The 26,802-nt window shown below is 64.0% G+C and carries 21 protein-coding genes; 11 read left to right on the forward strand and 10 right to left on the reverse strand.

The window, feature by feature from the left end; translation table 11 throughout:
- Complete coding sequence (locus JMY28_RS18660) at window positions 1–906, forward strand: cation diffusion facilitator family transporter (RefSeq protein WP_201697388.1); 906 nt, start codon at window positions 1–3, stop codon at window positions 904–906.
- A gap of 204 nt (window positions 907–1,110) precedes the next feature.
- Here JMY28_RS18660 and JMY28_RS18665 read toward each other — a convergent pair whose 3' ends face one another.
- Together JMY28_RS18665 and JMY28_RS18670 are read right to left on the reverse strand one after the other, a co-directional pair.
- Window positions 1,111–1,383: a DUF4148 domain-containing protein gene (locus tag JMY28_RS18665; protein WP_201697389.1), complete on the reverse strand. Its 273-nt coding sequence runs from the start codon at window positions 1,381–1,383 to the stop codon at window positions 1,111–1,113.
- 212 nt (window positions 1,384–1,595) lie between these two features.
- Entirely contained in the window at window positions 1,596–2,600 is a 1,005-nt protein-coding gene (locus JMY28_RS18670) for a LysR family transcriptional regulator (protein WP_201697390.1), read from the reverse strand.
- A 188-nt stretch (window positions 2,601–2,788) separates the two neighbouring features.
- On the opposite strand from JMY28_RS18670, the gene JMY28_RS18675 reads away from it, so the two are divergent.
- From JMY28_RS18675 to JMY28_RS18715, 9 genes are all read left to right on the forward strand, one after another.
- Entirely contained in the window at window positions 2,789–3,682 is an 894-nt protein-coding gene (locus JMY28_RS18675) for an alpha/beta hydrolase (RefSeq protein ID WP_201697391.1), read from the forward strand.
- Window positions 3,683–3,751: 69 nt separating this feature from the next.
- Window positions 3,752–4,969 carry an efflux RND transporter periplasmic adaptor subunit gene (locus JMY28_RS18680; protein ID WP_201697392.1) on the forward strand — a complete coding sequence of 406 codons (1,218 nt, stop codon included), beginning with the start codon at window positions 3,752–3,754 and terminating at the stop codon, window positions 4,967–4,969.
- 104 nt (window positions 4,970–5,073) lie between these two features.
- Window positions 5,074–8,259: an efflux RND transporter permease subunit gene (locus tag JMY28_RS18685; protein ID WP_201697393.1), complete on the forward strand. Its 3,186-nt coding sequence runs from the start codon at window positions 5,074–5,076 to the stop codon at window positions 8,257–8,259.
- Window positions 8,260–8,282: 23 nt separating this feature from the next.
- Complete coding sequence (locus JMY28_RS18690) at window positions 8,283–9,851, forward strand: efflux transporter outer membrane subunit (RefSeq protein ID WP_201697394.1); 1,569 nt, start codon at window positions 8,283–8,285, stop codon at window positions 9,849–9,851.
- A gap of 222 nt (window positions 9,852–10,073) precedes the next feature.
- The gene (locus JMY28_RS18695) at window positions 10,074–10,901 is read left to right on the forward strand and encodes a MetQ/NlpA family ABC transporter substrate-binding protein (RefSeq protein WP_407945516.1); all 828 of its coding nucleotides are present in this window, start codon (window positions 10,074–10,076) and stop codon (window positions 10,899–10,901) included.
- A gap of 53 nt (window positions 10,902–10,954) precedes the next feature.
- Complete coding sequence (locus JMY28_RS18700; RefSeq protein WP_201697396.1) at window positions 10,955–12,070, forward strand: methionine ABC transporter ATP-binding protein; 1,116 nt, start codon at window positions 10,955–10,957, stop codon at window positions 12,068–12,070.
- The gene (locus tag JMY28_RS18705) at window positions 12,063–12,719 is read left to right on the forward strand and encodes a methionine ABC transporter permease (protein WP_201697397.1); all 657 of its coding nucleotides are present in this window, start codon (window positions 12,063–12,065) and stop codon (window positions 12,717–12,719) included. The genes JMY28_RS18700 and JMY28_RS18705 overlap by 8 nt, the downstream gene beginning before the upstream one ends.
- Window positions 12,720–12,801: 82 nt before the next feature.
- A complete protein-coding gene (locus tag JMY28_RS18710) occupies window positions 12,802–13,995 on the forward strand; it encodes an acyl-CoA dehydrogenase family protein (protein WP_201697398.1) in 1,194 nt (397 codons plus the stop codon).
- A 52-nt stretch (window positions 13,996–14,047) separates the two neighbouring features.
- On the forward strand, window positions 14,048–15,373 hold the full coding sequence (locus JMY28_RS18715; protein WP_201697399.1) for an Nramp family divalent metal transporter: 1,326 nt from the start codon (window positions 14,048–14,050) through the stop codon (window positions 15,371–15,373).
- Window positions 15,374–15,521: 148 nt separating this feature from the next.
- Here JMY28_RS18715 and flhC read toward each other — a convergent pair whose 3' ends face one another.
- Together flhC and flhD are read right to left on the reverse strand one after the other, a co-directional pair.
- Complete coding sequence (gene flhC / locus JMY28_RS18720) at window positions 15,522–16,124, reverse strand: flagellar transcriptional regulator FlhC (RefSeq protein WP_158759205.1); 603 nt, start codon at window positions 16,122–16,124, stop codon at window positions 15,522–15,524.
- An 11-nt stretch (window positions 16,125–16,135) separates the two neighbouring features.
- Complete coding sequence (gene flhD, locus JMY28_RS18725; protein ID WP_201697400.1) at window positions 16,136–16,456, reverse strand: flagellar transcriptional regulator FlhD; 321 nt, start codon at window positions 16,454–16,456, stop codon at window positions 16,136–16,138.
- Between the two features lie 767 nt (window positions 16,457–17,223).
- Between flhD and JMY28_RS18730 the strand changes: the two genes are divergently transcribed.
- Window positions 17,224–17,685, forward strand: a complete 462-nt coding sequence (locus tag JMY28_RS18730) for a universal stress protein (RefSeq protein WP_201697401.1) — start codon at window positions 17,224–17,226, stop codon at window positions 17,683–17,685.
- A 33-nt stretch (window positions 17,686–17,718) separates the two neighbouring features.
- Here the strand turns inward: JMY28_RS18730 and JMY28_RS18735 are convergent, their stop codons facing one another.
- The 6 genes from JMY28_RS18735 to JMY28_RS18760 are packed head-to-tail and all read right to left on the reverse strand — an operon-like array spanning window position 17,719 to window position 26,605.
- Window positions 17,719–19,005, reverse strand: a complete 1,287-nt coding sequence (locus JMY28_RS18735) for an MFS transporter (protein WP_201697402.1) — start codon at window positions 19,003–19,005, stop codon at window positions 17,719–17,721.
- Window positions 19,006–19,036: 31 nt separating this feature from the next.
- Entirely contained in the window at window positions 19,037–19,825 is a 789-nt protein-coding gene (locus JMY28_RS18740) for a peptidylprolyl isomerase (protein WP_201697539.1), read from the reverse strand.
- Between the two features lie 31 nt (window positions 19,826–19,856).
- On the reverse strand, window positions 19,857–20,540 hold the full coding sequence (narI, locus tag JMY28_RS18745) for a respiratory nitrate reductase subunit gamma (protein ID WP_201697403.1): 684 nt from the start codon (window positions 20,538–20,540) through the stop codon (window positions 19,857–19,859).
- Window positions 20,541–20,595: 55 nt separating this feature from the next.
- The gene (narJ, locus tag JMY28_RS18750) at window positions 20,596–21,291 is read right to left on the reverse strand and encodes a nitrate reductase molybdenum cofactor assembly chaperone (RefSeq protein ID WP_201697404.1); all 696 of its coding nucleotides are present in this window, start codon (window positions 21,289–21,291) and stop codon (window positions 20,596–20,598) included.
- A gap of 2 nt (window positions 21,292–21,293) precedes the next feature.
- Window positions 21,294–22,817: a nitrate reductase subunit beta gene (gene narH, locus JMY28_RS18755; RefSeq protein ID WP_201697405.1), complete on the reverse strand. Its 1,524-nt coding sequence runs from the start codon at window positions 22,815–22,817 to the stop codon at window positions 21,294–21,296.
- Window positions 22,814–26,605, reverse strand: a complete 3,792-nt coding sequence (locus JMY28_RS18760) for a nitrate reductase subunit alpha (protein WP_201697406.1) — start codon at window positions 26,603–26,605, stop codon at window positions 22,814–22,816. The genes narH and JMY28_RS18760 overlap by 4 nt, the downstream gene beginning before the upstream one ends.
- Window positions 26,606–26,802 lie beyond the last annotated feature (197 nt).

The following is a 26,802-nucleotide window of genomic DNA, read 5'->3' on the forward strand; positions in this document are numbered from 1 at the left end:
ATGAGCGGAGAATCGCCGAAAGCCATCTTTTATGCGCTCGCAGCGAACTTCGGCATTGCGGTCTGCAAGTACGCCGCCGCGGCGTTCACGGGTTCGGGATCGATGTTCGCGGAGGCGATTCACTCCACGGCCGACTGCGGCAATCAGCTGCTGCTGCTCTTTGGTCTGCGCCAGTCGCGCGAGCCGCCCACGCCGCTGCATCCCATGGGCACGGGCCGCGCGATCAACTTCTATTCGCTGCTCGTGGCGCTGCTGCTGTTTTTCGTGGGCGGCGCGTTCTCGGTGTACGAGGGCGTGCATCGGCTGATCCTTCGCGAGCCGCTCCGATTCGTGTACGTGGCGCTCGTGGTGCTGGGCATTTCTGTGGTGCTCGAGGCGTTTTCGCTCTACGGCGCGATGCGTGAGATTCGCAAGGGTTCTCCCACAAAATCGCTGTGGCGCTGGGCGCGCGAAACGCGCGACTCGGACCTGCTCGTCGTGGCGGGCGAGGACATCGCCGCGCTCGCGGGTCTCGCTATTGCCTTCGCCGCGGTGCTGCTCACGGTCATTACGGGCAATCCGGTATGGGACGCGTGCGGCTCGATCGGCGTGGGCGTGCTGCTCATGCTGATTGCGTGGTTCATCGCGCGCGAAGTGAAGTCGATGATCGTGGGCGAATCGGCGAGCCCGGAAATGCGGCGCGATATCGAATCGTTCCTGCGCGCGCGGCCCGAGATTCGCAGCATCATCAGCCTGATTACCCTGCAATGGGGCAAGGAGGTGATGGTGGCGGTGCAGTGCGAAATGCTCGACTACGAGCACAGCCGCACCATGGTCGAAGCGATCAACGGGATCGAAGCCGACCTGCAGGCGCGTTTTCCACTCGTGCGCTGGGTGTTTTTCGAGCCGGATTTCGTGAATCGGTAACGCCAGCGCCCGGCGGTTGGAAAACCGCCGGGCCTGTTCACATCTTCACGACATCGTCACGCGCGCTTCAAATTTCAATGCCGAAACGGCGTCCACACGGGCGTGGTGTTGTCCCACTGCTCGAGTTCGGAAGGTACGGTCGAATTCATGTTGGACTCCTACGTTTTTCGTCTTGCAATCCAAATACCGATGCGTCTTGCGGATTTATTCGCCAGCCTGCGCTACGCGCTGAGCGTTATTTGCGCGGCTTTCCTGCAGCGCGATGCGTTGCGCTTGCGTGCGGCCGATCAGGCTTTGCTCGGGGTAACTCGTCTTGTTCAGCGATGGCAGCGTGCCGTCACGATACGCGGCGGCGATTTCGGCTTTGACTTCGGCGCGGGTTTTCGGGGCGCCGTTGTCCTGTGCGAAGGCCGAAACACTAGCGGCAAGCGAGAGAACGAGCGTGGCGCCAATGGCGGTTGCGAGAGTGCGTTTCATGATCTGCTCCTTTTCTACTGGTGCCACGTGGTTCGCGGCGACAGGAGCAAATGTAGTTGCGCAGCCGCTTGCGATAAACGGCCGGAACGCGAAAGGAATTGTCGAAAATCCGGAACAATCGCTGCGCCGCGCCCGCGAAAGCCTTTGCGGACGCGGCTTTGAGGGTGGGCGCAGGCTTACAGCGTTAAGCGGCCCAGCCTATGCGGCCCAGCCTATGCGGCCCATTCCGAAATCACCGGGGTTTCGAGCGCGGGCGCGTTTTCGCGCTCTTCGAGCGTGCGCATCGTGCAGGCCTTGTCGAGCGAGGCGCGGCCGCTCAGCAGTGGACAGCGGTCGAACACTTCGGCGATCCAGTCCACGAACACGCGCACTTTGGGTGACAGATGGCGGCTGTGCGGGTACACGGCCGAAATCGGCATGGGCAGCGGCTTGAAGTCGGGCAGCACTTCGACGAGCGCACCCGACTTCAGATGCGGCAGCACCATGTAGCGCGGCCCCTGAATCAGGCCGAAACCTTCGATGCCGCAGGTCACGTAAGCGTCCGCGTCGTTCACCGAGACCATGCTCTTGAGCTTGATCTCCACTTCCTTGCCATCGACAAGAAATGCCCAGTCGATCACGCGCCCCGTGCGGGACGAGAAGTAATTCACGGCGCGATGCTCGGCCAGTTCTTCGAGCGTTTGCGGCGTGCCGTGGCGCTCCAGATAGGACGGCGCCGCGCACGACACGCCTTCGAAAAGGCCGATGCGCCGCGCGACCAGCGACGAATCCTGCAGCGCGCCCACGCGCACCACGCAATCCACGCCTTCCTGCAGCAAGTCGACGGGGCGGTCGGAGAGGCCGAGCTGCAGGTCGATGTCCGGATAGCGCTGGTGGAATTCGCAAAGCGACGGAATCACGATGAGCCGCCCGATCGAGCCGGGCATGTCGATGCGCAGCTTGCCGTGCGGCTTGCGGTTGCGATCCTGGAATGTCGTTTCCGTTTCCTCGACGTCCGCGAGAATGCGCACGCAGCGCTCGTAGTACGCGGCGCCGTCGGGCGTGAGCGAAAGGCGGCGCGTGGTGCGGTGCATGAGGCGCACGCCGAGAAAGGCTTCGAGATTCTGGATGATCGTCGTGACTGAAGCGCGCGGCAAGTCGAGCGTTTCAGCCGCGCGTGTGAAGCTGTTGGTATCGACGACGCGGGTGAACACCTGCATGGCCTGAAGGCGGTCCATTGCCATTCTCCAAAAAGCTTCGGTCGCACGGCGCGCAGCGTTTAAGGGAAACGCCCGCGCGGAAAGAGGAGACAGATTGTTCAGGTGCGCCGAATTGTGTTGCCGGATTATAGGCATTTATTTGCAAGTCTGCCGAACCCACAATTCGATCCATTCGAATCTACTCTCGCGCATTGCGCCGACTTGACATGGATGTCTTTAAACGCCCGACGTCTTGGATCTCCGCGGAAGAAGCGCCGCTGGCCGAAATCCCGGCGGCTGTTCCTGTTACCGCGTCCGCCAAGCCCGGCAAGGCGCGCGCGTTGCTCACGACCGACGTGGTGATCGAAGGCTACGCGCAGCAGATTCCGTTGCGCCTGTACCGCCCCGAAGCCGCGAACGGCCTGCCGGTGTTGCTGTATTTCCACGGCGGCGGCTTTGTGCGCGGGTCGATCGAGGAAGCGGACGCGGTGGGGCGTTTTCTCGCAGAACGCTTACCAGCGCTCGTAGTGAGCGTGGGGTATTCGCTTGCGCCGAAGCACCCGTTTCCCGCCGCGCCCGAAGACGCGCATCGCGCGGCGCTCTGGGCGCTCACGCGGGCCCGCGCCTTCGGCGGGAGTCCGAAACGCGTGATCGCGGCGGGCCACGACGCGGGCGGCCAGATCGCCAACGTGCTCGCCTTCATGGGACGCGATCGGGGCGACGTGAAACTCGCGGCGCAGGCGTTGTTCGCGCCGATGCTGGACCCGAGCCTCACGCGTCTTGGCGACGAGGCGCGCCTCGGCTCCGATATCACCGCAAGCGAATGCGCAGCGTGTTATCGCGCGTATCTGCCCGATGCGACGCAGCGCATGCATCCGTACGCGGCGCCGCTCGAATCGCTGCGCCTTGGCGGCTTGCCGCCCACGCTCATCGTGACCGCACAGAACGACGTCCTGCACATCGAAGCGGAGAAGTACGCGAGCCGCCTGATCGACGCGGGCGTGCGCACCCAGGTGGTGCGTTACCCGAGCGTCTCGCATGCGAATCTCGCGGCGCATCCGGCCGCGCTCATCGAAGCCGTGCGGTTTTTTCAATGTTGCTTCGACGCGGGCGCGTCATAAGCAAAGCGTCCACGCTGCGGTGCTGCCGAACCAGTGAAGAACAATCAACCATTATTTCTGGAGTCCGACATGTCACTCTTTTCTCAATCCCGAACCCGCATCGCGCTGGCGGTCTTTGGCGTGCTCGTGGTCGCGGGCCTGGGCACCCTCGGGGCAATCCGCCTCGACTCGCATCCCGCCGTTGCCGCGGAAGCGCCGCCCGCGCCTGAGGTCGATGTCGCAGCGGTGCTCAATCGCACCATCACCGACTGGCAGAGCTACTCGGGCCGCATGGCCGCCGTCGAAAAAGTGGAGATACGTCCGCAGGTTTCGGGCACGATCGTCTCAGTGAACTTCCGTGACGGCGCGCTCGTGAAGCAGGGCGATACGCTGTTCGTGATTGACCCGCGCCCGTACCAGGCGGCTGTCGATCAGGCCGCCGCGCAGCTTGCCGCCGCACAGGCGCGCACGGGCTACGCGCAAAGTGATTGGGAACGCGCGCAGCGTCTCATCGGCGACAACGCCATCGCGAAGCGCGATTACGACGAGAAGCAGAACGCGTCGCGCGAAGCGAACGCGAACCTCAAGGCCGCGCAGGCCGCGCTCGAAGCCGCGCAGATCAACCTGGGCTACACGCGCATCGTGGCGCCCGTGGCCGGCCGTGTATCGCGCGCCGAGATCACGGTGGGCAACGTCGTTTCGGCGGGCGCAAGCGCCGCACCGCTCACGACGCTGGTTTCCGTTTCGCCCATCTATGCCGAATTCGACGCTGACGAGCAGACCTATCTCGACTACATCAGCCGCATGAAGGATGGCTCGAAGGTGCCGGTCGAACTGGGCCTTGCGAACGAAGCGGGCTATTCGCGTACCGGCACGATCGAATCGGTGGATAACCGTCTCGACACGACGTCGGGCACGATCCGCGTGCGCGCGCGCTTCGACAACGCCGACGGCGCGCTGGTGCCGGGGCTCTACGCACGCATCAAGGTGGGCGGCAGCGCCCCGCACCCGGCGCTGCTCGTGGACGATGCCGCCATCGGCACTGACCAGGACAAGAAGTTTGTGTACGTCGTGGATAACAGCGGCAAGGTCGCGTACCGCACCGTGCAAACGGGCGGCCAGCAGGGCAACTTGCGCGTGATTCTGGACGGCCTCAAGGCGGGCGACCATGTGGTGGTGAATGGCACACAGCGCGTGCGTCCAGGCATTGTCGTGCGCTCGCACATGGTGCCGATGAACGGCGACCCCGACGCCGATTCGACCAGCACGGCAGCGAACCCCGGCGCCAAGGCAGCGAAGACGTCCTGACGAGCGGCGGGCGTGTGCGATGGCTGCATGCGCCTCGTCGTCGATAAGGATCACTAAGCGTAAAAAATTCGCGCCAAATTCAGCGTCATGAAAAAGAGCAACCCATGAACATATCGAAATTCTTCATCGACCGGCCGATCTTCGCGGGCGTGCTGTCCGTGCTGATCCTGCTGGCCGGCGTGATCGCGCTGTTCCAGTTGCCGATCTCCGAGTACCCCGAGGTCGTGCCGCCTTCGGTGGTGGTCCACGCGCAGTATCCGGGCGCGAACCCGAAGGTGATCGCCGAAGCCGTGGCTGCGCCGCTGGAGGAGCAGATTAACGGCGTCGAGAACATGCTGTACATGCAGTCGCAGGCCAATAGCGACGGCAATCTCACGCTCACGGTCACGTTTCGCCTCGGCACCGACCCGGATAAGGCCACGCAGCTCGTGCAGAACCGGGTGAACCAGGCGCTGCCGCGCCTGCCGGAAGACGTGCAGCGTCTCGGCATCACGACCATCAAGAGCTCGCCCACGCTCACGATGGTGGTGCACCTGATTTCGCCGGACAACCGGTACGACATGACGTACCTGCGCAATTACGCGCTGCTCAATGTGAAGGACCGCCTTTCGAACATCCAGGGCGTGGGCGAGGTGCAGTTGTGGGGCTCGGGCGATTACGCCATGCGTATCTGGCTCGACCCGCAGAAGGTGGCGCAGCGCAATCTCACCGCGAACGATGTGGTCAACGCGATTCGCGAGCAGAACGTGCAGGTGGCGGCGGGTGTGATCGGCGCTTCGCCTAGCGTGCCCGGCACGCCGTTCCAGCTGAACGTGAACGCACGCGGCCGTCTGCGCACGGAAAGCGAATTCGGCAGCATCATCGTCAAGACGAATCCCGATGGCGGCGTGACGTACCTGCGCGATATCGCGCGTATCGAGCTGGCCGCTTCCGAATACGGTCTGCGCTCGCTGCTCGACAACAAGCCGGCCGTTGCGCTCGCTATCAACCAGGCGCCGGGCGCGAACTCGCTCGCTATCTCGGACCAGGTGCGCGCAGCGATGAAGGAACTCAAGCAGGACATGCCCGCGGGCGTGGACTACCGTATCGTCTACGACCCCACGCAGTTCGTGCGTTCCAGTATCGAAGCGGTCGTGCATACGCTGCTCGAAGCCATCGCGCTCGTGGTGATCGTGGTGATCGTGTTCCTGCAAACCTGGCGTGCCTCGATCATTCCGTTGATCGCGGTGCCGGTGTCGATCGTCGGGACGTTCTCGCTCTTGCTGGCGTTCGGCTTCTCGATCAACGCACTATCGCTGTTCGGCATGGTGCTCGCCATCGGTATCGTGGTGGACGACGCGATCGTGGTGGTGGAAAACGTGGAGCGCAATATCGCCAGCGGGTTGTCCGCGCGCGATGCGACCTACAAGGCCATGCAGGAGGTGAGCGGGCCGATCATCGCCATCGCGCTCACGCTCGTGGCCGTGTTCGTGCCGCTCGCATTCATGAGCGGCCTCACGGGCCAGTTCTACAAGCAGTTCGCGATGACCATCGCCATCTCCACGGTGATCTCGGCGTTCAACTCGCTCACGCTTTCGCCCGCGCTTTCGGCGCTGCTGTTGCGCGGCCACGGCGAAAAGGAAGACTGGCTCACGCGCGGGATGAACCTCGTGCTGGGCGGCTTTTTCCGCCGCTTCAACCACGTGTTCCATCGCGGCTCGGAAAGCTACGGGCGCGGCGTGAACGGCGTGCTGCGCCACAAGGGCGCGATGCTCGCGGTCTATGTGGTGTTGATCGCCGCAACGGTGCTGATGGCGCGTGTGGTGCCGGGCGGCTTCGTGCCCGCGCAGGACAAGGAGTATCTGATCGCGTTCGCGCAACTGCCCAATGGCGCAGCGCTCGATCGCACCGAGAATGTGATTCGCGACATGAGCGCCATTGCGGTCAAGCAGCCGGGCGTGGAAAGCGCCGTCGCGTTCCCGGGCCTTTCGGTGAACGGCTTCACCAATAGTTCGAGCGCGGGCATCGTGTTCGTCACGCTCAAGCCATTCAAGGAGCGCAAGGGCCGAGCGCTTTCGGCAGGTGCGATTGCAGGTGCGCTGAACCAGCAGTACGCGGGTATCAAGGACTCCTTCATCGCCGTGTTCCCGCCGCCGCCGGTGCTCGGCCTCGGCACGCTCGGCGGCTTCAAGATGCAGCTGGAGGATCACGGTGCGCTCGGCTACGAGGCGCTCAACCGCGCGACACAGGACTTCGTCAAGCGCGCGGCGCAAACGCCGGAGCTCGGCCCGACATTCACGAACTATCAGATCAACGTGCCGCAGTTGAACGTCGATCTCGACCGCACGAAGGCGAAGCAGCTTGGCGTACCGGTCACGGACGTATTCGACACGATGCAGGTCTATCTCGGCTCGCTCTATGTGAACGACTTCAACCGCTTCGGGCGCGTGTATCAGGTGCGCGTGCAGGCGGATGCACCGTTCCGCCAGAGGGCCGACGACATCCTGCAGCTGAAGACGCGCAACGCCGCGGGCGAGATGGTGCCGCTCTCGTCGCTCGTCACGGTCACGCCCACGTACGGCCCCGAAATGGTGGTGCGCTACAACGGCTACACCGCTGCCGACATCAACGGGGGCCCCGCGCCCGGTTACTCGTCGGGTCAGGCGCAGGCGGCGGCTGAGCGTATCGCGGCCGAAGTGCTGCCGCGCGGCGTGAAGTTCGAATGGACCGACCTCACGTACCAGCAGGTGCTGGCGGGCAATGCGGGCGTCTGGGTATTCCCGATCAGCGTGCTGCTCGTGTTCCTCGTGCTGGCCGCGCTCTACGAGAGCCTGACGCTGCCGCTCGCGGTGATCCTGATCGTGCCGATGAGCGTGCTGTGCGCGCTAACGGGCGTATGGCTCACGCAAGGCGACAACAACATCTTCACGCAGATCGGCTTGATGGTGCTGGTGGGGCTGGCTTCGAAGAACGCCATTCTGATCGTCGAGTTTGCGCGTGAACTGGAGCACGACGGACACACGCCACTCTCCGCTGCCATCGAGGCAAGCCGCATGCGTCTGCGCCCGATCCTGATGACGTCCATCGCGTTCATCATGGGCGTGGTGCCGCTCGTGCTCTCCAGTGGCGCGGGTTCGGAGATGCGTCATGCGATGGGCGTGGCCGTGTTCTTCGGCATGCTGGGCGTGACCGCGTTCGGTCTGCTCCTCACGCCGGTGTTCTACGTGGTGCTGCGCACGCTTGCGGGCGGCAAGATTCACGTCGCGCAGAAGGACAATGCGCGCAAGCCGCAGTCGATGGTCGACGCGTAAGGCGACAAGGGAAAATGATTAATATGACTAACGAATCCAGCTTGCGCGATAGCGGGAATGTCTCGCTGGGAGGCGGCCAGTTCGCGCGTATCACACGAATCGCGGCGAGTGTCGCGCTCTTTGCCTGGCTCGCGGCGTGCTCGGTCGAGCCCACCTACAAGGTGCCCGACGCCGCCGTGCCCGCGGCCTACAAGGAAGCGCCGCAGCAGACGAAAAGCACGGATCCCCACGACGTGGGCACGTGGACGCCCGCGCAGCCCGCCGACAGCGCCCATCGCGGCGAATGGTGGACGGTGTTCGGCGACCCGACGCTCGACAAGCTCGAACAACAGGCGCTCGATGCGAACCAGGACCTCAAGGCAGCCGCAGCGCGCGTGCAGCAGGCTCGCGCCGTGACGCAGGCCGCGCGCGCCTCGTGGTTCCCATCGATCGACGCGGGCTTCGGCCCGACCTACGAGCGTGCTTCGCCGGCTTCGCTGTATTTTCCGCAGAACACCAACGTGCCCGCGCAAACGTTGTGGCGCGCGCAGGCCACGGCGAGCTACGAGGTCGATCTGTTTGGCCGCGTGAGTTCGAACGTCCACGCCGCGCAGGCGGACGCCCAGCAAAGCGAAGCCTTGTTCCTCTCGGTGCAGCTCGCCTTGCAGGCCGACGTCGCGCAGAACTACTTCCAGCTGCGCCAGTTCGACTCCGACATCGATCTGTACCGCCGCACGGTGTCGCTGCGTGAGGACGCGCTCAAGCTTGTGGAGCGCCGCTTCAAGGAAGGCGACATCAGCGCGCTCGACGTGGCGCAGGCGCGCAACGAGCTTGCGAGCGCGCGTGCCGACGCGGTGGGCGTCGCGCGTCAGCGCGCGGCCTCGGAGCATAGTCTCGCGATCCTGCTCGGCAAGGCGCCTGCGGACTTCACGTTCCCGGAAACGCCGCTCGCGCCGGTGCTCGTGCAAGTGCCGCCGGGCCTGCCTTCCACGCTGCTGGAGCGCCGCCCCGACGTCGCGGCGGCCGAGCGCGCGATGGCGGCCGCGAACGCGCGCGTGGGTCTCGCGAAGTCGGCCTTCTTCCCGCAGCTCAACATCACGGGTGCGGCGGGCTTCGAGTCGGCTACGCTCGCCGACCTGTTCATGTGGTCGAGCCGCGCGTTCCTGCTTGGGCCGCTTGCCGGTACGGCGCTCACGCTGCCACTTTTCGACGGCGGCCGGCGCAAGGCGAATCTCGCACAGTCGCGCGCGAAGTATGACGAAGATGTTGCGCAATACCGGCAACAGGTGCTCGTGGCCTTCCGCGATGTGGAGGACAATCTCTCCGACCTGCGCCTGCTCGACGACCAGATCCGCGAGCAGAACGACGCGGTGAGCGCTTCGCAGCAATCGGCACACCTTTCGCGCACGCAGTACGAGGAAGGCGAGGTGAGCTATCTGAATGTGATCGACAGCGAACGGACGGTGCTCGTGTCGCAATTGCAGGCCAGCCATCTGCAGGGCTCGCAGGCCGTGGCGACCGTGAACCTGATCCGCGCGCTAGGCGGCGGCTGGGGCGATGCGAAGCCCGGCGATACCACGCCGCAGCCGCCGGCACCGCTCGCGGCGCGCTAGCCCCAGCAAGACTCCGCGAAAAACGCCGAAACGCTCGCCGCCTGTGCATATCGCAGGCGGCGATTTCCTTTGCGCAATCGCTTCGTAGACCCAGCCACGCCGCGCCCCTATCATCGTCTGGACCCATCTGGAGCCAACGCGATGGGCCCTCATCGCGTCGCTCCTCACTGAACGAAGTCCAACTTCCATTCGAGGAAAGCGATGATCCGTGCCGTGCACGCCGTGGGGCGCCCTTCTTCTTTTCAGCGCGGTTTTGCATGGTTCGGGCTGCTGACGGCAATCGCCGTATCGCTCGCGCTCACCACGGCGGGCGCGCACGCAGACACCCCCACGCTCAAGATCGGCATTGCCACCACGCCGCAAACGCCCGCGCTCCAGGAAGCGGCGCGCGAGGCGAAGGCGCAGGGCGTGGACGTGAAAATCATCGAATTCACCGACTGGAACACGCCCAACGCCGCATTGGCGAACAAGGACATCGACGTCAACTACTTCCAGCACACGCCGTTTCTGGAAAACGCCGAAAAGCAGGGCGGTTACAAATTCGTCGCCATTGCGCCGGGCACGATCATGAAGATCGGCCTGTATTCGAAGAAGGTAAAACGTTTCGAAGACCTGAAGGATGGCGCGACGGTCGCCATCGCGAACGATCCCGTGAACGGCGGCCGCGGCCTGCTGCTGCTGCAGCGCGCGGGCCTCATCAAGCTCAAGCCGGGCGTGGACTATCGCGCCACGACGCTCGACATCGTTTCCAATCCCAAGCATCTGAAGATCGTTCAGCTCGAAGCGTCGCAACTCGCACGCTCGCTCGACGACGTCGATCTCGCGCAAGGTTACCCGAGCTTCATCAAGCTTGCGGGCACGACCGATCCGAATAGCGCGCTGCTCTTCGACGGCGTCGACAACAAGGCGTTTGCGATCCAGTTCGTCGTGCGGCCCGAAAGCGTGAACGATCCGCGCATTCGCAAGTTCATCGATATCTACCAGCATTCGCCGGCCGTGCGCAAGGAACTCGACAAGGCCTTCGGCAACCTCTACGCGGTCGCCTGGTAAAGCGCGCGTAAATCACGCGTCAATCACGCGTCAATCACGCACGAGGAGCAGCGATGATGAAATGGTTCGGGGCAGCGCGCTTCATCGAAGCGGGGCCGGCGGCGGGCGAGGCGGCGCGCGATGCCGACGCGTCACAGCCCGCGGTGGTGTTCGAAAACGTCGGCAAGAGCTACGCGGCAGGCGCGCACGCGGCGCTCGCGGGCGTCGACTTGCAGGTGGCGCGCGGCGAGGTGTTCGGCATTATCGGACGCAGCGGCGCGGGCAAATCCACGCTGCTGCGCCTCGTGAACGGGCTCGAAAAGCCCACGAGCGGCGGAGTGCGTGTGAACGGCGTGGACGTGGGTGCGCTCGACGAGCGGGCGCTGGTAGCGCTGCGACGGCGCATCGGCATGGTGTTTCAGCACTTCAACCTGCTTTCCGCCAAGACCGTGCACGACAATATTGCGCTGCCGCTGAAAATCGCGGGCGTGCCGAAAGCGGCCATCGAGGCGCGCGTGAACGCGTTGCTCGAACTCGTGGGGTTGAGCGAGCGCCGCGATGCGTGGCCCGCGCGCCTTTCCGGTGGGCAGAAGCAGCGTGTGGGCATTGCACGCGCGCTCGTGCACGAGCCCGATATCCTGCTCTGCGACGAGGCGACTTCGGCGCTTGACCCGGAAACCACGCGCGCCATTCTCGCGCTCCTTCGCGACATCAACCGGCGCCTGGGTGTCACCATCGTGCTCATCACGCATGAGATGGAGGTGATACGCGACGTGTGCGATACGGTCGCGGTGATCGAGCGCGGTGAGGTGGTCGAGCAAGGGCCGGTTTGGCGCGTGTTCGGCGATCCCCAGCACGAGGCGACGCGCGCGCTCTTGCACACGCCCGGCCACGAGTTGCCCGACGACCTGGCGGCGCAAATTCACGCTTCGCCCCAGGCCGGCGCGCATGCGCTGTTCGATGTGCGCTTCACGGGCGAGGCGGCGCAAGAGCCCGAACTCGCCACGCTCGCGCAGGCGTTCGGCGCGCAGGGCGTGCGGTTCGTGCATGGCGGCATCGAGCGGATTCAGGGGCGCGCGCAAGGACGGCTAGTCGTTTCCGCGCCGGTGCAGAGCGCCGCCGAGGCCGCGTCGCTCGCCGAGCGGGTACGTGGCTATGCGAGTCGTGTGGAGGTGCTGGGCTATGTCTGACATATGGATCACCGAACTCCTCGAAGGCATACGCGACACTTTGCTGATGGTCGGCGTATCGGCGATATTCGCACTCCTGATCGGTATTCCCATCGCATTGCTGCTTGTCACGACCGCGCGCGGCCGCATTCTGGAGCGGCCCGCGCTCAACACCGCGCTGGGCGCGCTCGTCAATGCGTTTCGCTCCACGCCCTTCATCATCTTGCTGGTTGCGTTGCTGCCGCTCACGCGCTTCCTTGTGGGCACGACGATCGGCGTGTGGGCCGCCGTGGTGCCGCTCTCCATCGCGGCCATTCCGTTCTTCGCACGCGTGGCCGAAGTGAGCCTGCGCGAAGTCGATCGCGGCTTGATCGAGGCGGCCCAGGCCATGGGCGCGCAGCGCCGCCATATCGTGTGGCATGTGCTGCTGCCCGAGGCGTTGCCCGGCATGCTCGGCGGCTTCACGATCACCGTGGTGGCGATGATCGGCTCGTCGGCGATGGCGGGCGCCGTTGGCGCGGGTGGCCTCGGCGATCTCGCGATACGCTACGGCTATCAACGCTTCGACACGACGGTCATGGTCACAGTCATCGTGCTGCTGATCGCGATCGTTGCGGCCGTGCAGTTCACGGGCGACGTGCTGGTGCGGCGTCTTTTGCGGCGAACCTGAAAGGCGCAGCCTTTTCGACATCACGCGCGCGGCCCTTTGCTGCGCGCTTCGCTTTTCGGCATCACATTCGGGAAATGCGGATATGAACGAAGCATTGCGGCCCCTTGGGCGCGAACAGAACGAGGCGCGTTTCACCGCGCTGCTCGAAGCGCTGCGTGCGAACGCCGCACAACGCGATCTCGCGGGAGGGCACGCGGCGGCCGAAAAGCAGCGCATTGCCGACGCCGGGTTGCTCACGCTCGCAGTGCCTCGCGAATTCGGCGGACAGTTCGGCAAGGACGGCGTGCGCTGGAGCGATATCTACGCGACGATCCGCGCGCTCGCGCGCGTCGACAGTGCGCTCGCACATCTGCTTGGCTTCCAGTGTTTGCAGGTGGCGAGCGTCGAATTGTGGGGCAACGCCGCACAGCGTTCGAACTGGCTGCAAGGCACCGTCGAGCAACGCTGGTGGTGGGGCAACGCTGTGAACCCAATCGACACGCGGCTCGTCGCGCAGCCTGACAAGGAAGGTGGCTGGCGTCTGCATGGCAAGAAGGGATTCTGTTCGGGCACCTACGGTTCGCAGATGATGACCGTGAGCGCGCACGATCCGGCCACGGGCAGCCCGGTGTTCGCGGTCGTGCCCACCACGCGCGCCGGGATCACGGTGCACGACGACTGGGACCCGATAGGCCAGCGCCAAACCGATAGCGGCACCGTGTCGTTCGAGAACGTGGCGGTGCGCGCCGCCGAAGTGCTGCAGCGGCCCGATACGCCGCGCGCCACGCTGCGCACGCTGGTTTCCCAGGGGGTACTGACGAATCTTTTCGTGGGCCTCGCAGAAGGCGCGCTCGAAGAGGCGCGCGCCTACGTGCTGGCAAACGGCCGCCCGTGGGTCAATTCGGGCGTGCAGCACGTGGCCGATGACCCGTTCCTGCAGCAGCGCTTTGGCGAGATGCGCGTGCAGTCGCTCGCGGCGGCGGTGCTGGCGGATCGCGCGGGCGCGCTGCTCGACGCCGCGTGGGACGAAGGCGAAGCGCTCGTGACGGCCACGCGCGCCGAAGTCTCGCTCGCGATCTCAGAGGCGAAGATCGTCGCGCACCGCGCCGCGCTCCAGGGCGGCGAGCAGCTTTTCGAGGCGTGCGGCGCGCGCGCCACGGGCGCGGCGCTTGCGTTCGACCGCTTCTGGCGCAACGCGCGCGTGCACACGCTGCACGATCCGCTCGACTACCGCCTGCGCGACGTGGGCCGCTTTACGCTCTTGAGAGAAGTGCCGCAGCCGACGCTGTACACTTGAGGGCCCGATCGCGGCATGCGCAGCGACAGGTCAACCCTTGAGGATCGAACCGTTGGAGTTCCGACTACCGACCACGGCAACGGCGCCTTTTTGCCCTTCCGAAGTGCAGGGCAGCATCGAGGTTTCGCCGCGCGCGCCGTTCTGGAAGAAGTTCTGGCAATTCGCGGGTCCCGGCCTGCTGGTGTCGATCGGCTATATGGACCCGGGCAACTGGGCCACCGACATCGAGGCGGGCTCGCGCTACGGTTACAGCCTCTTGTTCGTGGTCGTGCTATCGAGCCTCGCGGCCATCGCGCTGCAATGCCTTTCCATGCGCCTTGGCATCGTCACGCAACGCGATCTCGCGGCGCTTTCGCGCGAGCGCTATTCGAGGCCGGTCGCGCTCGGCCAGTGGGTGCTCGCCGAGCTTTCGATCATCGCCTGCGATCTTGCGGAGGTGCTGGGCGGCGCGCTCGCGTTTCACCTGCTGCTGGGCTGCTCGTTAATGGTGGGCGTGGCGCTCACTGCGTTCGACACGCTCATCGTGCTGGGCCTGAAGGGCAAGAATTTCCGCTCGCTCGAGGCGATCATGGCCGGACTGATTGCCACGATTGGCCTCGGCTATGTGATCCAGCTCGCGCTCGTGAAGCCGCACTGGCCGGCGGTATTCGCGGGTGCGGTGCCGTCGTGGCACGCCATTTCCTCGGTGGAACCGCTGTATCTGGCGATCGGCATTCTCGGCGCGACCGTCATGCCGCACAACCTCTACCTGCACTCGTCCATCGTGCAGACGCGCGCTGTCAAGCGCGACCCTGCAAGCCTCAAGCAGGCCATCGGCCTTTCGCGCCTCGATACAATCGCCTCGCTACTCATCGCGCTCCTGATCAACGCGGCCATCCTGATTCTGGCCGCGGCGGCGTTCCACGCCAACGGGCACACCCAGGTCACCGATATCGAACAAGCCTACAGGCTGCTCGCGCCCATTGTCGGCACGGGTGCGGCGGCGGTGCTGTTCGCGATCACGCTGCTCGCCTCCGGGCAAAGCTCGACGTTCACGGGTACCGTGGCGGGCCAGGTCATCATGGAAGGCTTCCTGCAGATGAAGATTCCGTGTTACCAGCGGCGGCTGATCACGCGCGTGCTCGCGCTGATTCCCGCCTTAGCGGGCGTGGCGCTGCTCGGCAACGGCGCGGTGGGCAAGCTGCTGGTGGCAAGCCAGGTGGTGTTGAGCCTGCAACTGCCGTTCGCGCTCTGGCCGCTCATTCGCATGACGAACGACCGCGCGCTGATGGGCGAGTTCGTGAACCGGCTCCCCACGCGGTTGTTGGCGTGGTTCCTGTTCGTCGTGATTTCGGCGGCGAACCTGTGGCTCGTCTGGCAGACGTTCAGCGGAAATTAAACGCGGGAAAGGTGTAACAGGCGCGCACCACAGAGGCGGCAAGTAAAAGCGGCAATCAGAAAGCGCTTCGCCGTCCGGTGCGCTCAGGCACCGGACGGTTTCGCGTCTTGGTCTCTCGTCCGGTTGAGCCGGATCTGCTCTCCTACGCTTATGCAGCCTCGGCAATGCCATCCGACGTCACAACTGCCGGAAGGTCGCTCTCGGTCTGCTCGGCGCCCCGTCGCGCTGCAGCCGCCTTTTTCGTCTTGCCGGCTCGCGATGGAGGCTGGCATGCGCCGCACACGACGTTGTGCTGAAGGTCGTGGCGATGCGCGACGAACTTGCCGTTGCAACGGCAGCAAGGCGTCAACTGCAGAATATCGGCATCAAAAAATCGCACCAGGGTCCACGCACGCGTCAGGTCGAGCGCCGGCTCGGCCCCGCTGTGGCGGCAGTGTTCCAGATACAGCCGGAACCCTTTGGTGAGCGCGTCGAGATGCGAGCAACGCGCTTCGTTCTTCAGGAACAGGTACGTGTTATAGAACAGCGAGGCGTGGATGTTGGCCAGCCACGTCATGTACCAGTCCGCCGAGAACGGCAGCATACCTTTGGGCGGCGATACGCCACGGATCTCGCGATACAGGCGGATCATGCGGTCGCGCGAGAGCGTGAGTTCGCTTTCGAGCACCTGCATGCGCGCGCCCAGCTCGATCAGTGCGATCGCGCGGAATACTTCCTGAGCGTCTTCGGTGAGGCTGCGTCGCGTGGTCATGGACGTCACCCTCAGGCGAATTGGCCAGCCGGCTGTCCTGCAAGCAGGATCGCCGCATGGGTAGCCGCCACGTCGGTATGCTTGGTGGTCTGCGTGAGCGCGGACAACATCGCATGATCGTCGAAGCGGAAAAAACAGAGAAGTTGGTCGGAAGAGGCCAACCTGACGATCTGCGCGAGCGACAGAGCGCCAAGCAGATCGGCCAATTCCGACGACAGTCCCAGTCGGAACATGCCGACCGGCTTGTCCTCGCGCAGCATGCGCTGTGCGAGCATCAGATACGACAAATTAATTTCGCGGATAGATTCCAGCGTCTCGCTGCTGCGGTCCATTTCTCTAGTTTCCGAAGCCCCGAATTTAACCCCCCGGCTTTTTCGCCGTTGTATCTTTTTTGCTCTTGTGGTCGATCTTCGCTCTTTGGCTTGACCTGACTCTTTGATACAGGTTGTTACATCTCGTAACAACCTTGGAGTGAATTGTATGAGGGCTTATCTCAGAAAGCAATCCCTCGGATCAAAAATAATCGTACTGTTGTAAATTATTTTCGGTAAGTTTTGCCGCAGTTAGAAACCCGCCATGCGGCACGCCGCGGCAACCTTGATCCGGCTGGAAAAGTCGGTCGTACGGCCTTGGTTTATCAGGGTTTCCGCCAAACCATCGATGCATGCGCAACGAATCGCCGGGAGACGGAAAACGCCGTCAGCTGAAATAAACGTTTTGAAAGGAATTGCGTTGACAGGTAAAAAATACGCATCTGCGGATTAATACCTATGACGATTAAGATGTAACAGGTGTTTCGACCCTGACGACCTGTAACAGGGCAATGTGTAACTGAGATGTTACGAGTGCAGACAGCGGGAAACACCGTTGATTTTTGAAATATATGCAGACTGGATATCGCGCGGGGATCGCGCCTTTGAAACGTTTGCGTGGCGGGCGGCGCCCGGTAACAGACCGGCCATCGCGCCTCCTTGTATACCCGACGATTAGAGTCGGTGCATTTAGCCATATCATGACGTGATATAACTGGCATAGTGAAAGCGGCATTCCGGGGACGGCGCGCTCGCCTGCCTTACGCCGGGAATCATCGGGGGAAATCATGGCCTCGTTCAACAGGATTCTGCTGTGTTACGACGCAACGCGCGAAGGCCGCCGGGCTTTGCGCGAGGGCGCCGACCTTGCGCGCGAATGCCACGCGCAAACGCATTTGCTGGCCGTGCTCGATCAGGCGCCGCTGCAATGGGGGACGGACATCGCGTCCGCCGTGCCTTTCGAAGCCGCGGAAGAGGCGGCGCGCGAGATTCTGCGTGACGGGGTGGCATGCCTGCAGGAAAAGGGCCTCGCGGCAACGGGCCACTTCGTGGTGGGCCGGCCGATCGAGGTGATCGCGAGCTACTGCGCGGAACTCCTGCCCGATCTCATCGTGCTGGCTCACCACCGGCGCGGTCCGTTCAAGCGCTGGTGGAACGGGCGCGACGACCGCCTGCTGCTCGACCGCGTGTCGTGCAGCGTGCTGGTTGTTACCGCGCCGGACCCGGAGCCGGCGAAAGCGGCGGCCTGAGCCGCCGCGGCGCAGGTTTGACCGGTGCGCCGCTCAGACGGTGGGCTCACCAAAAATCGACGTGCGCTTGACCTCGGAGAGGTAGAGCAGGATCAGCGAGACCCACACGATGCCGTAAAGCAGCATGAAGCAGCTCGAACGGATCTTGAGCCAGTCGAGCAAGATACCGAACAGGATCGGCAGCAGAAAGCCGCCCAGCCCGCCCGCCAGCCCGACAATGCCGGTCACGACGCCCATGTTGGTGGGGAAGTCGTCGGCCACATACTTGAACGTCGAGGCCATGCCGAACGCGAACACCGCGCCCAGCACGAAGGCCACCGCAACGAAGCCGAACAGCGGCATGCTGATGTGCAGCGCCGCCTGGCCGTCGATCGTGTGGATCACGAAGTCCGTGGGCGGGTACGAGAGAATGAAGAGGCAAATCCACGCCACCCAGAGGCCCCACCACGTGACGGTGTGCGCGCCGAGCTTGTCGGCGAGTACGCCGCCCACGGCGCGCAGGATCGAGCCCGGCAGCGAAAAGCCCGCGGCGAAGGCCGAAGCCATGACGAGCGACATGCCGTATTCGGCCTTCAGGTATTGCGGAATCCATAGCGAAAGGGCCGTGAAGCCGCCGAAGGTGATTGAGTAGTACTGGCACAGTCGCCACACGCGCGGGTCGGCCAGCACTTTGAACGAGTCGAGCAGCGAGCCGCCCGACTTGCCAGCGCCCGGGTCGCGCGCCGAGCCGAGCCAGAAAATCACGGCGGTCACGACCAGCGCGACGGCATAGACGCGCGGCACGAAGCGCCATCCATAGAGGTTTTCCAGTTGCGGCGTGACGAACAGGTTGACGGCGGCGCCAACTGTGCCCGCGCCGAAAAAGCCCATGGCGAAGCCGCGCTGGCTCGGCGGGAAAAAGCGCGCCACATACGGCGTGCCCACGGCGAACGAGGCGCCCACGCAGCCAAGAAAGAGGCCGATGAGCAGGAACTGCCACAACTCGCTTGCGTAACTGACGATATAGACCGGCACGGCGCAGACCACGAGCAGCGTGGTCATGACGATGCGCCCGCCGAAGCGGTCGGTCCACGCACCGAGCGGTAGCCGCATGATCGCGCCGGTCAGGACGGGGGTGGCGGTAAGCAGGCCGAACTCGGTGCTGTTGAGCTGGAGTTCGTCGCGCAACTGCACGCCCAGCACGCCGAACATCATCCACACCACGAAACAGACGAGAAACGCGAGCGTGCTGACGAGCAGAACGGACCATGCCTTCGCGCCGACTTTCTCGGGCTCCGCTGCGCTCGTCACGGGGCGCGCCGGTTCGCTACGCAGATTCATGTTGCCTCCATCGTGGGGGTACAGATCGACTTCACTGGACGAGTGGGCTCGTCGCGGCTTCCAGCGCCGCGTTTTCGAGCGTCGCTTCGGAAGCCAGGATCGATACGTACTGCTGAATGGCCTTGTGGCGCACGCGTTCGCTGAGAAAGCGCGCGATGTCGCCGCAGACTTCCTCATAGGGCACAGAATTACCCGGCACGCGCTGATCCACGCGCACCAGATGAAAGCCGAAGCGCGTGCGCACGAGGCGCGGCAGAATCCCCATGTCGGCGCAGTCGAACAGCGCCGCTTCGAACTCGGGCACCGTGTCGCCGCGCGCGAGCTGGCCAAGACTCCCGCCCACGCCCGCCGAAGGGCAGTTCGAGAACTGGCGCGCCAGCGCCTCGAAAGTGTCGGGCGCCTGCTGCAACTCGCGCAGCGTTTCTTCGGCCTTCTGGCGCAGCAGCGCGAGCGGCACGCGATCGGTAATGGCGAAGAGAATATGGCTCGCGTACACGAGTTCGTTGCGCACGAAGCGCTTTGTGTGCTGCGTGTAGTAGCGCTCGCAGTCTTCAGGTGTGGGCTCGGGCATGCGCAGTTCGCGCTCGAGCAGCATGTCTATCGCGCTGTCGTCGAGTTCGGCGTCAGGCGCCAGCAGGTTCAGCGCCACGGCGCGCTGGCGCAGCAGTTCGTGCACGACGAGCGTGCGCCGCGCGGCGAGCGCGGGCTCTGGGTCATCGGCGTGATTGCCGCGCTCGGCCTCGATTGCGGCGAGACCGATCTCAACATCGTTCACGCGGGCGGGCAGGCCTTCGGAATCTTCATGGGGGACCACATTCATCATCGATAGCGCTCCTGGTTCCGGTTGGCGATTAGCGCTTACGCACGAGCTGGTATGGACGGATCAGATAGAACACCGAAGCGATGCCGCTCCAGATATGCACCATGCGGGTGAAGGGCGAGACGAGGAAGATCGTGAAGCCGAGTGCGATATGGGTTTGATACACGAGTGGCACGCCGTCGAGCAACCCGGCGATATTGGGCCGGAACGTCACCACGCCTTTCACGTAGTCGGTGAGCTGTTCGAACATCATGCCGTCCATGTGGCGCGCGGAGAGCACCACGGTCGCGAGGCCGAGCGCGAGTTGCGCCCACAGCATGAACACGATGAGGATGTCGGACGCCTTGCTGTTCACGCGAATGCGCGTGTCGCCAAGCCGTCGCACGATCAGGATCGTGAGGCCGACAATGGCGAAGCTGCCGGCCACGCCGCCCGCGACCATCGCGAGCAACTGGTGCACGGTGGCCGAGATGAACGGCGCGACAAGCCAGTGCGGCGCGAGAAAGCCGACGAAGTGACCCATCACCACGACGAGAATGCCCCAGTGAAACAGGTTGCTGCCAAGCCGTAGCGCGCCGCGCCGCAGCAGTTGCGACGAGTCGCTCTTCCACGTGTACTGCTCGCGGTCGAAGCGCACGAGCGAGCCGAACAGCAGCACCGCAAGGCAGATGTATGGATAGATGCCGAACAGAAACTGATGGAAGTATTCGCCCATGACGGCTCCTTGCTTGCGGTGTTCGAACGACGTGTTCGGGTAGCGTGCTGCTTTTCTAGCGCGGCACGCGGCGCGGATGAAACTCGACGGGCGCCACGGCCGGGCGCTCTGCGCCCATGAATTGCACGGGCTCATCGGCCCAGGCCGCGTCGAGCGCTCGCAGATGCTCCTTGTCGTGCGGCTTGCCCGCGTCGTCGTCGTGCGCCGCCTCCGGCAGATCAGCGCCGCCCGCGCCCGCGAGCGGCAGCAGCGCGCCGATCACATACGCGTAGTGGCTGTTGCGCCGGCTCAGCTCTTCCGTAATCGATTGCAGGATCGCGACGGTCTCGCCCAGCAGCGTGCGCGCCTCGTTCGCCTCCAGAATCGAGAGGTATTCGAGGAACACGGGCAGATAGTCGGGCAACTGGCCGGGCTGCAACAGCATGCCGTGCTTCTCGTAGGTCTGAACGAGGTCGATCATCGCCTGGCCTCGATCGCGCGATTCGCCGTGTACGTGCTCGAACAAATGCAGCGACGTGGCGCGGCCGCGGTCGAACAACGCGACGTAGTTCTCCTGCAGGGCAAGCAGATCGCGCGAGCCGAGATAGTCGAGGAAGCGTTCGAGCTTCTCGCGCGCCTCGGCGCCGAACGCCCGCTCGCTACGCACGATCGCGCGCAGTTCATGCACGGCCTCGATGAGCGACGCATCGGGATACTCGAGCAACGACGCGACGAGCCGGTACGTCATGGGCTGGGGACGAGCCGCGAACATGGTCAGATCTCCTGAATGGGAATCTTGCGATGCCCATTCTTGGGTGCGAACAGGCTCGCCTCCGATTTGCCGTCCGAGCAACCGTTGCCGAACGTGAAGCCGCACGACGAGCGCAGGTCGAAGGCGTTTTCCGCGTACTCACGGTGCGTGGTGGGAATCACGAAACGATCCTCGTAGTTAGCAATCGCGAGATAGCGATACATCTCCTCGACCTGTGCAAGCGACAGTCCCACTTGTGACAGGACCTGCGGAGCATCCATGCGGTCCACGTGACGCGAGCGCATGAACGCGCGCATGGCGAGCAGACGTTCCAGCGCGACCTGTACCGGCTTTTCGTCCCCGGCGGTCAGGAGGTTCGCGAGGTAGCGCAGCGGAATGCGCAGCGAATGGACGTCGGGCAGCCAGCCGTTCATGCCGAGTTCGCCGCTATTGGCCGCCGCGTTGATCGGCGAAAGCGGCGGCACGTACCAGACCATCGGCAGCGTGCGGTACTCGGGGTGTAGCGGGAAGGCGATGCGCCAGTCGATCGCCATCTTGTAGACGGGCGAGCGCTGCGCACCGTCGATCCACGCCTGCGGAACGCCGTCGCGTGCGGCCTGCTCGGTCACGGCCGGATCGAACGGATCGAGGAATACGTCGAGTTGCGCCTGGTAGAGATCCTTTTCGTCGGCTACGCTCGCGGCCTCGCGAATGCGGTCGGCGTCGTAGAGCAGCACGCCGAGGTAGCGAATGCGTCCCACGCAGGTTTCCGAGCACACAGTGGGTTGCCCCGCCTCGATACGCGGATAGCAGAAGATGCACTTCTCCGCCTTGCCGCTCTTCCAGTTGAAGTAAATCTTCTTGTACGGGCAACCCGAAACACACATGCGCCAGCCGCGGCACTTGTCCTGATCGATCAGCACGATGCCGTCTTCCTCGCGCTTGTAGATCGAGCCGGAAGGGCACGCGGCCACGCATGCCGGGTTCAGGCAGTGCTCGCACAGGCGCGGCAGATACATCATGAAGGTGCTCTCGAACTCTCCGTAGATCTCCTTCTGCACGTTCTCGAAGTTATAGTCCTTGGAACGCTTCTCGAACTCGCCGCCCAGAATCTCTTCCCAGTTCGGACCCCACTCGATCTTCTCCATGCGCTCGCCGCTCACGAGCGAGCGCGGCCGCGCAACCGGCGTGGCCTTCGTGTTGCCCGCTTCCTGCAGATGCGCGTAATCGAACGTGAAAGGCTCGTAGTAGTCGTCGATTTCCGGCAGATGCGGATTCGCGAAGATCTGCGCGAGCAATCGCCACTTGCCGCCCAGGCGCGGCTCGATCTGGCCGTCGGCCTTGCGTACCCAGCCGCCGCGCCAGCGCTCCTGGTTCTCCCATTCCTTCGGGTAGCCAATGCCAGGCTTCGTCTCGACGTTGTTGAACCACGCGTATTCCATGCCCTCGCGGCTCGTCCAGACGTTCTTGCAGGTGACCGAACATGTGTGACAGCCAATGCACTTGTCGAGGTTCAGCACCATCGCGATCTGTGCGCGCACTTTCATGAGCTCTCTCCTTCGCGAACGGCCGCATTCACAGCGGCAGGCAACGGACCAACGGGCGTTTCCTCCGCGTCGAGCCAGTCGACGTTCTTCATCTTGCGAACGATGAGGAATTCGTCGCGGTTCGAGCCGACTGTGCCGTAGTAATTGAAGCCGTAAGCGAGTTGCGCATAGCCGCCGATCATGTGCGTAGGCTTGAGCGAAATGCGCGTGACCGAGTTGTGAATGCCGCCGCGCGTGCCCGTTATTTCGGACCCCGGCGTATTCACGATCTTTTCCTGCGCGTGGTACATCATCACCATGCCGCGCGGAATACGCTGGCTCACCACGGCGCGCGCGCAGAGCGCACCGTTCGCGTTGAAGCATTCGATCCAGTCGTTATCGACTACGCCGATCTGCGCTGCGTCCTTCTCCGAGATCCACACGATCGGGCCGCCGCGCGAGAGCGTGAGCATCAGCAGATTGTCGGTGTAGGTGCTGTGAATGCCCCATTTCTGGTGCGGCGTGATGAAGTTGAGCGCCAGCTCGGGATTGCCATTCGAGCGTGTGCCGGCCATCTTCTCGTAGCTGCCCGTGTCGATAGGCGGCTTGTAGACGCACAGCGCCTCGCCGAAGTCGCGCATCCACGCGTGGTCCTGATAGAGCTGCTGGCGGCCGCTCAGCGTGCGCCACGGGATCAGCTCGTGCACGTTCGTATAGCCCGCGTTGTACGACACGTGCTCCGACTCGATGCCGCTCCACGTTGGCGACGAAATGATCTTGCGCGGCTGCGCCTGGATATCGCGGAAGCGAATCTTTTCGTCGGCGCGGGCGTCGGCGAGATGCGCGTGCTCGATGCCCGTGAACTTCGAGAGTGCCTCCCACGCCTTCTTCGCAACCGCGCCGTTCGTCTCGGGCGCGAGCGAGAGAATCGTCTCCGCGGCGTCGAGCGCGGTCTCAATGCGCGGTCGGCCCTTCGCGTCGCCGGCGTCTTCGGATTGATCGCGATAGTTCAGCGCGCCGAGTTCGTGCACTTCCTCCTCGGTATTCCAGCTAATGCCCTTGCCGCCGTTGCCGAGCTTGTCCATGAGCGGCCCGAGCGACGTGAAGCGGTGATACGTCTCCGGATAATTGCGCTCGAGCATGACCACGCCCGGCATGGTCTTGCCCGGAATCGGCTCGCATTCGCCGCGCTTCCAGTCATCTACGCCGAAGGGCTGCGCCAGCTCGCCCGCGGCGTCGTGCGCGATGGGCGCGAGCACCACGTCGCGCTCCACGCCGAGATGGCCGACGCTCAACTCGGAAAAACGCTTCGCGATGGCCTTGAAAATTTCCCAGTCGCTGCGCGCTTGCCACGCCGGATCGACGGCGGCGGAGAGCGGGTGAATGAATGGGTGCATGTCGGACGTGTTCATGTCGTCCTTCTCGTACCACGTGGCCGTGGGCAGCACGATGTCCGAGTACATGCAGGTGGTGGACATGCGGAAGTCCAGCGTGCAGAGCAGGTCGAGCTTGCCCTCGGGCGCTTCCTCATGCCAGACGACTTCTTCGGGACGAGGCACGCCGTCCTTCACCACTTCTTCACCCTGCACACCGTTCGTTGTGCCAAGCAGATGCTTGAGGAAGTACTCGTGCCCCTTGCCCGACGAACCGAGCAGGTTCGAGCGCCATACGAAGAGGTTGCGCGGGAATACGGCCGGATTGTCCGGGTCCTCGCAGGCGAGCTTGAGGCTGCCGTCTTTCAGGCGGCGCGCGACTTCGACGCCGGCTTTCGTGGGGTCTTCGAGCGAGCGGCCGAGCTTCAGCGGATTGCCCGCGAGCTGCGGGGCGGAAGGCAGCCAGCCCATACGCTCGGCGCGCACGTTGTAGTCGATCGGCGCGCCGTGATAGTCGGCCTTGTTCGCGAGCGGCGAAAGCAAGTCCGTGGGGTTCATCGGGTCGTAGCGCCACTGGTCGGTGTGCGCGTAGAAGAACGATGTGGCATTCATCTGCCGCGGCGGCCGGTTCCAGTCGAGCGCGAACGCGAGCGCGGTCCAGCCCGTTTGCGGCCGCAGCTTCTCCTGGCCCACGTAATGCGACCAGCCGCCACCGGACTTGCCGACGCAGCCGCACATCACGAGCATGTTGATGATGGCGCGGTACGCCATGTCCATGTGGAACCAGTGATTGATGCCTGCGCCGATGATGACCATCGAGCGGCCTTCGGTTTTGTCGGCGTTCTCGGCGAACTGGCGCGCGACGTTGATGACGTCGGCGCGCTTCACGCCCGTGATCGCTTCCTGCCAGGCGGGCGTGTAGGGCACATCATCGTCGTAGCTACGCGCGAGGTCCTTGCCGCCCAGGCCCTGGTCGAGCCCGTAGTTCGCCACGAAGAGATCGTAGACCGTAGCCACGAGCCGCTCGCCGGCAGGCGTCGCCACGCGCCGCACGCCAATGCGGCGGCTCAGCACCGGCCCATGCGAGGTGTGCGGGAAATGCGGATGCGCGACGTTGCCGAAGTAGGGGAACAGCACGTCCACCACATCGTCGTGCTTTTCAACGAGCGAGAGCGCGGGCTTGAGCGGGTCGCCACTGACACTTTCCTCGCGCAGGTTCCACTTGCCGCGATCGGCGCCTTCCTGCTGGCCCCAGTGAAAGCCCACCGAGCCGAGCGGCACCGCGAACGCGTTCGTCGCGCTGTCGATCACCACGGTCTTCCACTCGGGGTTGTTGTCCTGCGCGAGTGCGCCGTCGAAGTCGGACGCGCGCAGATAGCGGTCGGGCACGTACTGACCATCGCGCTCGACGAGCGTGACGAGACAGGACATGTCGGTGAAACGGCTGCAATAGTCGGCGAAATAGGCGCTCTTTCCGGCGAGGTGATACTCCTTGAGGATCACGTGGCCCATGGCGAGCGCGAGCGCCGCGTCGGTGCCTTGCTTGGGATGCAGCCAGATGTCGCCGAACTTCGCGCCTTCGGCGTAGTCGGGGAAAATCGAAACGATCTTCGCGCCGCGATAGCGCGCTTCCACCATGAAGTGCGCGTCGGGCGTGCGCGTTTGCGGTACGTTCGACCCCCACATCACGATAAACGACGAGTTGTACCAGTCGGCGGACTCGGGCACGTCGGTCTGCTCGCCCCACGTTTGCGGCGAGGCGGGCGGCAGGTCGCAGTACCAGTCGTAGAACGAGAGGCACACGCCACCGATGAGCGAGAGATAGCGCGATCCCGCTGCGTACGACACCATCGACATCGCGGGAATGGGCGAGAAGCCGATCACGCGGTCGGGGCCGTGACGCTTGATGGTGTGCACGTTCGCGGCGGCCGCGATTTCGAGCACTTCGCTCCACTCTGCCCGCACGAAGCCGCCAAGACCGCGCCGCGTTTGATAACTTTTGCGCGCGGCATCGTCGTCGACAATGGCGGCCCACGCGGCGACGGGCTCGAGCGTGCGGCGCTTCTCGCGCCACAGCTTCACGAGCGCGCTGCGCACGAGCGGGTACTTGAGGCGATTGGCGCTGTAGAGATACCACGAATACGATGCACCGCGCGAGCAGCCGCGCGGTTCGTGGTTGGGCATGTCGGGGCGCGTGCGCGGATAGTCGGTTTGCTGCGTTTCCCACGCGACAATGCCGCCCTTCACATAAATCTTCCACGAGCATGAGCCCGTGCAATTCACACCGTGTGTGGAGCGCACGATTTTGTCGTGCTGCCAGCGTGTACGGTACGCCTCCTCCCATTTTCGGTCTTCGTCTGTGACGGCGCCGTGACCGTCCGCGAATTGTGTTCGTGTCGCAGTGAAGTAACGCAGACGATCCAGAAAATGGCTCATAACATCTCCAGCTTTTGTGTGCGTCGGGGACACCCGTATTTAAGAGTAGGGACAAGAAGATGTAAAGGGGATGAATGTAATCTATTTCGTCGTATTTGCACGGACATATCGACTTCTCGTAATATTTGTCGAATAAATGACGAAATGTCGACTATGCGAAACGCACGTTGGCTTTGAGTATGTTTGAAAACGATTCA

Source organism: Paraburkholderia hiiakae (assembly GCF_904848665.1).
Taxonomy (GTDB): Bacteria; Pseudomonadota; Gammaproteobacteria; order Burkholderiales; family Burkholderiaceae; genus Paraburkholderia; species Paraburkholderia hiiakae.